Source organism: Devosia sp. MC1541, assembly GCF_012847305.1.
Taxonomy (GTDB): Bacteria; Pseudomonadota; Alphaproteobacteria; order Rhizobiales; family Devosiaceae; genus Devosia.
In genome coordinates, this window is record NZ_JABBDZ010000004.1 from 217,815 (window position 1) to 224,576 (window position 6,762).

The 6,762-nt window shown below is 56.8% G+C and carries 8 protein-coding genes; 4 read left to right on the forward strand and 4 right to left on the reverse strand.

Translation table 11 applies throughout. The features are described from left to right. Positions 1-18 precede the first annotated feature (18 nt). The 3 genes from HKD40_RS07275 to HKD40_RS07285 form a co-directional block, all read right to left on the reverse strand. Positions 19-819, reverse strand: coding sequence for an RNA methyltransferase (locus HKD40_RS07275; RefSeq protein ID WP_169195068.1), 801 nt, complete (start codon positions 817-819; stop codon positions 19-21). A gap of 57 nt (positions 820-876) precedes the next feature. Next, positions 877-1,464 carry a GNAT family protein gene (locus HKD40_RS07280; RefSeq protein WP_169195069.1) on the reverse strand — a complete coding sequence of 196 codons (588 nt, stop codon included), beginning with the start codon at positions 1,462-1,464 and terminating at the stop codon, positions 877-879. A gap of 94 nt (positions 1,465-1,558) precedes the next feature. Next, positions 1,559-2,140, reverse strand: a complete 582-nt coding sequence (locus HKD40_RS07285) for a GNAT family protein (RefSeq protein ID WP_169195070.1) — start codon at positions 2,138-2,140, stop codon at positions 1,559-1,561. Between the two features lie 191 nt (positions 2,141-2,331). On the opposite strand from HKD40_RS07285, the gene HKD40_RS07290 reads away from it, so the two are divergent. The 3 genes from HKD40_RS07290 to HKD40_RS07300 all read left to right on the forward strand — a co-directional run bounded on the left by HKD40_RS07290 (position 2,332) and on the right by HKD40_RS07300 (position 4,355). Then, positions 2,332-2,685 (forward strand): GFA family protein, encoded by a 354-nt coding sequence (locus HKD40_RS07290; RefSeq protein ID WP_169195071.1) that lies wholly within the window; start codon positions 2,332-2,334, stop codon positions 2,683-2,685. Next, positions 2,682-3,017: a TfoX/Sxy family protein gene (locus HKD40_RS07295; RefSeq protein ID WP_169195072.1), complete on the forward strand. Its 336-nt coding sequence runs from the start codon at positions 2,682-2,684 to the stop codon at positions 3,015-3,017. Before HKD40_RS07290 ends, HKD40_RS07295 begins: the two co-directional genes overlap by 4 nt. Positions 3,018-3,137: 120 nt before the next feature. Next, positions 3,138-4,355 (forward strand): NADP-dependent isocitrate dehydrogenase, encoded by a 1,218-nt coding sequence (locus HKD40_RS07300; protein WP_169195073.1) that lies wholly within the window; start codon positions 3,138-3,140, stop codon positions 4,353-4,355. A 268-nt stretch (positions 4,356-4,623) separates the two neighbouring features. Here HKD40_RS07300 and HKD40_RS07305 read toward each other — a convergent pair whose 3' ends face one another. Then, on the reverse strand, positions 4,624-6,372 hold the full coding sequence (locus tag HKD40_RS07305; protein ID WP_210257044.1) for a VWA domain-containing protein: 1,749 nt from the start codon (positions 6,370-6,372) through the stop codon (positions 4,624-4,626). Positions 6,373-6,400: 28 nt separating this feature from the next. On the opposite strand from HKD40_RS07305, the gene HKD40_RS07310 reads away from it, so the two are divergent. Then, a partial coding sequence (locus HKD40_RS07310) for a transposase (RefSeq protein WP_169195075.1) occupies positions 6,401-6,762 on the forward strand: 362 nt, incomplete at its 3' end.

Here is a 6,762-nt window from a genome sequence, read left to right on the forward strand (position 1 = left end):
TAGAGCGTGAACTCTAGCTCACTCGTCTTTCTGCGACTTCTGCCGATTGGGGTTCGGCCGCTCATGGCGACGATCAATGGAGGAGATCACGCCCCGCAGGGTGCGGATTTCTTGGCTCGTAAAGCGACCACGCGTCAGCGCCGTACGCAGATTGGTGATCACGCTGGGCTTTTTGTCAGGCGCGGTGAAGAACCCCGACCCTTCCAAAACGGTTTCCAGATGCTCCATCAGCCCCACCAGTTCGTTGCGTGGCGCAGGCTCATGCAGCCCATCGCCAAACGGCAGGGCCTTGCCTTCTTCGCTGGTGCGACGGAACTCGTAGCTCATCAGCAAGACTGCCTGGGCAATGTTGAGGGAGGCAAATGCCGCTTCAACCGGCAGCGTCACAATGGCGTCAGCCAGCGCGACTTCATCATTGAGCAGTCCCCAACGCTCACGTCCAAACAGCAAGCCGACCTTTTCGCCCTTGCGAATATGGGTCGCCATTGTCGCCGAGGCTTCTTCCGGCCCATAGACTTCTTTTTGCATATCGCGCGAACGCGCAGTGGTCGCATAGACCAGCGTCAAATCGGCAATAGCTTCTTCAAGAGTTTCATAAACCGTCACGCGTTCCAGCACGTGGTCAGCCTTCGACGCCGCAACAATAGCCTTTTCATTGGGCCAGCCATCGCGGGGGCGGACAAGGCGCAAGTCCCACAAGCCGAAATTGGCCATGGCACGCGCGGCCGAACCGATGTTTTCTCCCAACTGAGGCTCACACAAAATGATCGCCGGAGTTGGTGCGTAGTTGATCGGTTGAGAACTGTCCGTGCCTGCCATGTGCCGCCCATCCTAGAAAGTCTGGGCGGCATATCGCAATTGCTGGCTAGGGGCAAATCAAGCGACGCGGCCACGCACCGGTAATTGCACGATTTTTGTAGCCGGACGCCAATCGCGGTCGAGCAGTGCGAAGTGCATTTCTTCGTCCCAATCGCCTTGATAAAGAGCGTGCTCACGGTAATGCGCTTCAAGGCGCATACCCAGTTTCTGCAGCAATTTCACGGTGTTGTGGGACCGTGCATCACTGCGCACCACGATACGATGCATATTGAAATGGTCGAACCCCAATTCGAACATGGTCGACAAAGCCTGCGTCAAATAACCTTGCCCACTCATGGTCGGCTCAATCGCAAATGTCATTTCGCCCTGACGCGCCATGGCATCATACCAACGCAAGCTAACCTGCCCAATCAGCCGCTCATCACCCTTGCGGCACAGCGCCAGGGTGAGCACATCACCGGGCCGCACCAGATCGGTTTGCTTACGCATCAGCTCGACCGCGTCGGCCTCGTCTCCCGCATATCGAGACGGGCGCTCCAAATAGCGGGCAAGCGTTGGCAGAGCGTGATAGCGCGACACGGCCTTCACGTCCGCGCGCTCAAAGGGGCGTAAGATCAGATGAGCAGTTTCAATCGGAAAACGCAAAGTCGACATCCTCGGGTCCCTTTCAGTTGAGTGAAATATCAGCACTTGCCCGTTGAACGGCGTGAGGTGCTCGCGGTTCCCGAAATATTGTCTCCTATAATAGCGTCTTAGAGCCTTGATTTTGCGCGACCCACTCACGGCTCAGTATGGCGTAATACAGTTCCTCATCCCAACGCCCTTTGAACAAGCCGTGCTCGATGAAATGGGCTTCCTTCCGCATCCCCAAGCGCTCCATCAAGCGCCACGATGGGGTGTTAGCAGCATCGCAACGGGCAAAAACGCGGTGCAGTTCGGCGCTTTGAAAGGCAAGAGCCAACAGCACACGGCACGCTTCGCTGGCGTAGCCCTTGCCCTGATGATCGGGATGGAAAATCCAGCCAATTTCTCCCTGACGCGCTTCAACATTACGCAGGATAAGACACACCTCGCCCACGAGGGGCCCATCGCGTGTCTCGACTGCCAGCGTCAGCCGACTATCGACCTTATCCAAATGCACATGATTTATCCTCTGCTGGATAGCCAGCGCGCATTCTTCACGGGTCAGCGCCTCATCCATCAGATACTGCGCCACGTCCTCACGTCCGCGATACGCAAACATTGCATCAGCGTCCCGGCGCGAAAAATGTCGCAACACCAGACGCTCAGTCTCAAGAGGCGAGTGTAGGTGAAAATCCATGAGCTTTATCACGCCATTGGCGCCTTCCCACTGCTCAAAACTTTTGGCACTTTTGGCCCCTTGCGCCACGAAATGCCAAATGCAAGCCTATCCAGATGCCACAAGATGTACAGCATAATGCCATAGTAGAAGCCAATGGACGCTGCGACTGCGGGGCTGTCACGGTCAGGGCGAGCGGTCGCATCCTTTCCATGTTCACCTGTGCCTGTCTGAACTGTCAGACAGTCACTGGCACCGGCCATAGCAGCATAGCGCTCTTGGCAGCAGACGATATTTCCTTCACCGGCAAAACCAAGCCCTATACCCGTAACGCCGCCTCAGGCGCGCGGTTCACGCGCCAATTCTGCCCGATGTGCGGCACCACACTCCACGCCCAAAGTTCTCGCGCTCCGGGCGTCAGCATCCTACCTGTCGGTATTTTCGCAGGCAATAATCAGTGGTTTAAGCCCAAACACCTACTTTTCGGACGCAGCCGCCAAGCTTGGGACTGGCTGCAAGAAGACCTGCCCATCCACGAAACCTATCCCGAGAAAGCTGCGCCATGAGCATGGCCATGCAAGAGCTACTCGACCGGTTGGACGCAATCATTCCGCCAAGCCTTGTCTACGCGACCAAGAAAATGTTCGGCGGAACAGCCCTCATGGTCGGTGGTCACATGGCGCTTTGGGCCGGAAAAGAGGGCAATATGCTCGTCCGCGTCGGAAAAAGCGGAATGGAAACAGCGCTCAAACACGAAGGCACTTCGCTCATGGAAATGACAGGACGCACCATGGGCGGCTTCGTTCTGGTGTCCGGCGATGTGCTGGAAGACGAGGAAACGCTGGCCTTCTGGTTGCAAACGGGCCTCGCCTCAGTCCAAATTCTTCCGCCGAAGTGAACACAGACTTCTCGGCATGCCCCCTTGCCGAGCCTAACTTTGCTCTTTCTTTGGCCGATGTTATACGGCTTACTCACGCGCGGCTAAGATGCCGCTATCATGCTTTTAAGGGAGTTTTCGATGAGCAAGATCAAAGTCGCCAACCCGGTCGTCGACCTCGACGGCGATGAAATGACCCGCATCATCTGGCAGGCCATTAAAGACAAGCTCATTCATCCCTACCTCGACCTCGACATCGAATATTACGATCTGTCGGTCGAAAACCGCGACGCCACCAACGATCAGGTGACCATTGACGCTGCAAACGCGATCAAGAAGCACGGCGTTGGCATCAAGTGCGCGACCATCACCCCAGATGAGCAGCGCGTCGAAGAATTCGGCCTCAAGAAAATGTGGAAGTCGCCAAACGGCACCATCCGCAACATCTTGGGCGGCGTTATCTTCCGCGAACCAATCATCTGCAAGAACGTGCCACGCCTCGTTCCAGGCTGGACCCAGCCAATCATCGTTGGCCGTCACGCTTTCGGCGATCAGTACCGCGCCACCGACTTCACCTTCCCAGGCAAGGGCACGCTGACCATCAAGTTCGCAGGCGAAGACGGCACTGTCATCGAACACGAAGTCTTCCAGGCTCCGGGTTCTGGCGTTGCTATGGCCATGTACAACCTCGACGACTCGATCCGCGATTTCGCTTACTCGAGCTTCAACTATGGTCTCGCCCGTGGCGTTCCGGTCTACCTCTCGACCAAGAACACCATTCTCAAGGCCTATGACGGACGCTTCAAGGATATCTTCCAGGAAATCTACGACGCCGAATTCAAGGACAAGTTCGAAGCTGCCAAGATCTGGTACGAACACCGCCTGATCGACGACATGGTCGCCTCTGCCCTCAAGTGGTCCGGTGGCTATGTTTGGGCTTGTAAGAACTACGACGGCGACGTGCAGTCCGACATCGTGGCACAGGGCTTCGGCTCGCTCGGCCTGATGACCTCGGTTCTGGCGACGCCAGATGGCAAGATCGTTGAAGCTGAAGCTGCCCACGGCACCGTGACCCGTCACTACCGCCAGCACCAGCAGGGCAAGGAAACCTCCACGAACTCGACCGCGTCAATCTTCGCTTGGACCCGTGGCCTCGCGCACCGCGCCAAGCTCGATGACAACGCAGAACTCGCCAAGTTCGCGCTGACTCTGGAAAAGGTGGTTGTCGACACCATCGAAGAAGGAAAAATGACTAAGGACTTGTCCTTACTCGTCGGTCCAGATCAGCCATGGCTCTCGACCCTCGGCTTCCTCGATGCGATCGACGAAAACCTTCAGAAGGCAATGGCTAAGGCCTAATCCCTTCCAAGACAAAATCACAGAACGGCGCCCCTGCGGCGCCGTTTTTTTATTCGCAAATCCAAAAACTTGCACCATCCAAAGGCAACACTGGCACACCGCCATGTCCTGCGAACCAACCGCTACAAACGCCACCCTGCCCAAGACGCCTGTGGCCTCACTAAAGCACGGTCGAACACCAAAACGGGCCTCGACTGCCGTCCTAATCCACTCACACAGAAAAAAAGGGCGCCCATAGAGCGCCCTCCTCAGATTGAAACCGACCAATCTATTTCGTCTTTTTCTTGCCCTCTGTGGGCTCAGCCGCAGGGGCAGACGACGCTGGCTGATCAGCGGCAATCCCAGCAGCGGCGGCGGCAGCTTCAGACACTTCCACCTCCACACGTTCACCAGCGATAACAGTGAACGGCACCTCATATTCAACGTCGTCGGCAAACTGCCCCACGGCAACATAGTCGCCCTCGGCAAAGGCATACTGCCATTCGACGTCATACTTGGTGGTGACCTCACGGCGCGTGCCATCGATACCTAGCCCGGCTTCATAAATGGCCATGCGCTCTACGCCCGGCGCAGTGAAAGCCGCAACCCCGGCATTGAGATTGACCACAAGGTCCAGCCGCTCACCATCGACTATGGTAATAGGGGTCTCAACGCTGACAGCTTCAAAGTCAGTTTTTAGGATATAATCCCCTGGCGCTGCATAAAATTTAGCCGACGTATCGTATTCCACGTCGATCTCTTCACGGCGTCCGTCGATGGATTTACGGGCCGACATCAAACCATACCGCAGCTGATTGCTGGTCACATCCACGCCTTCGGCATAGATCGCCGTGGCCTCCATAAAGCCCGCGTGGAGATTGATGTCCTTCTCTAATATTTCACCCGCAGTGAGAGAAAACTCTTCGGTGTAGATGACGGAGTCATGGGTCACCTCCATCTCCAGCGGTCCTGCTGGAAGCCGGAAAGTGCCTTCGCCAAACTCAGTAGACCTGTCATCACCATAAGAGATGCGGATCTGCGTATTGCTATTGGGAACCTCGCCTTCCGAGGTTACGGCCCGGACCTTCACCAAACCGGCATTCAGATTGACCACCGGCTCGGCCAACTCACCATCACCAACACTGATTTTCTGCTCGACCGTCGCCCCGCCCAAAGTGGCGCGCAGATAGTAATCACCGGGCTCAACGTTGAACTTAGCCCCTGAGTCATATTCGGTTTGCAAACGCTCACCGACACCGGTTGCAGCGACTGCGTGCACCTCCCAGACCAACTGACCCAATTCATTATGATAAGGCACGCCCTCGGCCAATACGGCCTGCGGCACCAGATTAAACTCATGCTCCACTGGGGCAGGTTCGGGCTCTGGAGCTTGGGCGACTTCGGCAACGGCTGTGCCGAGCGCATCAACCAGCCCTGCCCCGTCATCAGCCGAGAAATACTTGCCGCCTGTGTTCTCCGCTAGACAGGCGACTTGTCGCCCTTCCTCATCGGTCAAACCAAAGCCCAGAACGTGCGTCGTGAAATTGACGCCTTGCGCTTCTAACTCATTGCCTAGCGCACAAGGATCAACCTCACAGGTCTCCAACCCGTCAGTAATGAGAATGACCGTTGCGGCATCCTCTGTGTAGCGCAGTTCTTCCGCAGCCAAGCGCACAGCATCACTGAGGGGCGTCATGCCCTTAGGGTTTATTTTCGCTGCAGCCGCATTGATTGCCGCCGCTGTCCCAGAAGCAGGCGCCACCAGCAACTCGATATCGCCGCAATTTCCCTTTTCGCGGTGACCATAGGTCATAAGACCGAGCTCTAGTTCACCCGGCAGGGTGGAAAGCACTTCGCTCAAGGTATCGCGAGCAATGCCAATCCTGGGCGTTCCATCGACTTGGGCCCACATTGATCCGGACCCGTCCAAAACAATAATGGCCTGTTCCGCGGACGTTACGGGAACAACCATAGCCAGAGCGACGCAAGCTGGACGTCCGCAAAAACCCTTGGCGGCTTTGATGCAGTCATGATTCATTGATGTCGCCCGATCATGGAGCGTCATCATGGACCCGCATTCGCTTTTCAGCCTGAACGATCACCTCGAAGCCTTGAGCCAACACGGCGATCCGCTCGAGGTTTTGGAGCGGACGGTGGATTTCGAGTATTTCCGGTCCTGGCTGGTGGAGGGGCTTGGCTACAGTGACGGCAGCAAAGGCGGTCGGCCGCCGTTCGATCCGGTGGCCATGTTCAAGATCCTGATCCTGCAGGCACAGCACAACCTGTCCGATGCCCGCACAGAGTTCATGATCCGGGACCGCCTGAGTTGGATGCGCTTCCTGGGGTTCTCGCTCGGCGATCGCACGCCCGATGAGAACACGATCCGCCATTTCCGCAACCGCATGACCCAGACCGGCACGCTCAAGCG

Excerpts from the sequence above, each read along its gene's own strand:
- HKD40_RS07295 (WP_169195072.1), top strand. The coding sequence starts at position 2,682 with ATGAGCATGGCCATGCAAGAGCTACTCGACCGGTTGGACGCAATCATT.
- HKD40_RS07285 (WP_169195070.1), bottom strand. The coding sequence starts at position 2,140 with ATGGATTTTCACCTACACTCGCCTCTTGAGACTGAGCGTCTGGTGTTG.
- HKD40_RS07290 (WP_169195071.1), top strand. The coding sequence starts at position 2,332 with ATGTTCACCTGTGCCTGTCTGAACTGTCAGACAGTCACTGGCACCGGC.
- HKD40_RS07305 (WP_210257044.1), bottom strand. The coding sequence starts at position 6,372 with ATGAATCATGACTGCATCAAAGCCGCCAAGGGTTTTTGCGGACGTCCA.
- HKD40_RS07275 (WP_169195068.1), bottom strand. The coding sequence starts at position 819 with ATGGCAGGCACGGACAGTTCTCAACCGATCAACTACGCACCAACTCCG.
- HKD40_RS07300 (WP_169195073.1), top strand. The coding sequence starts at position 3,138 with ATGAGCAAGATCAAAGTCGCCAACCCGGTCGTCGACCTCGACGGCGAT.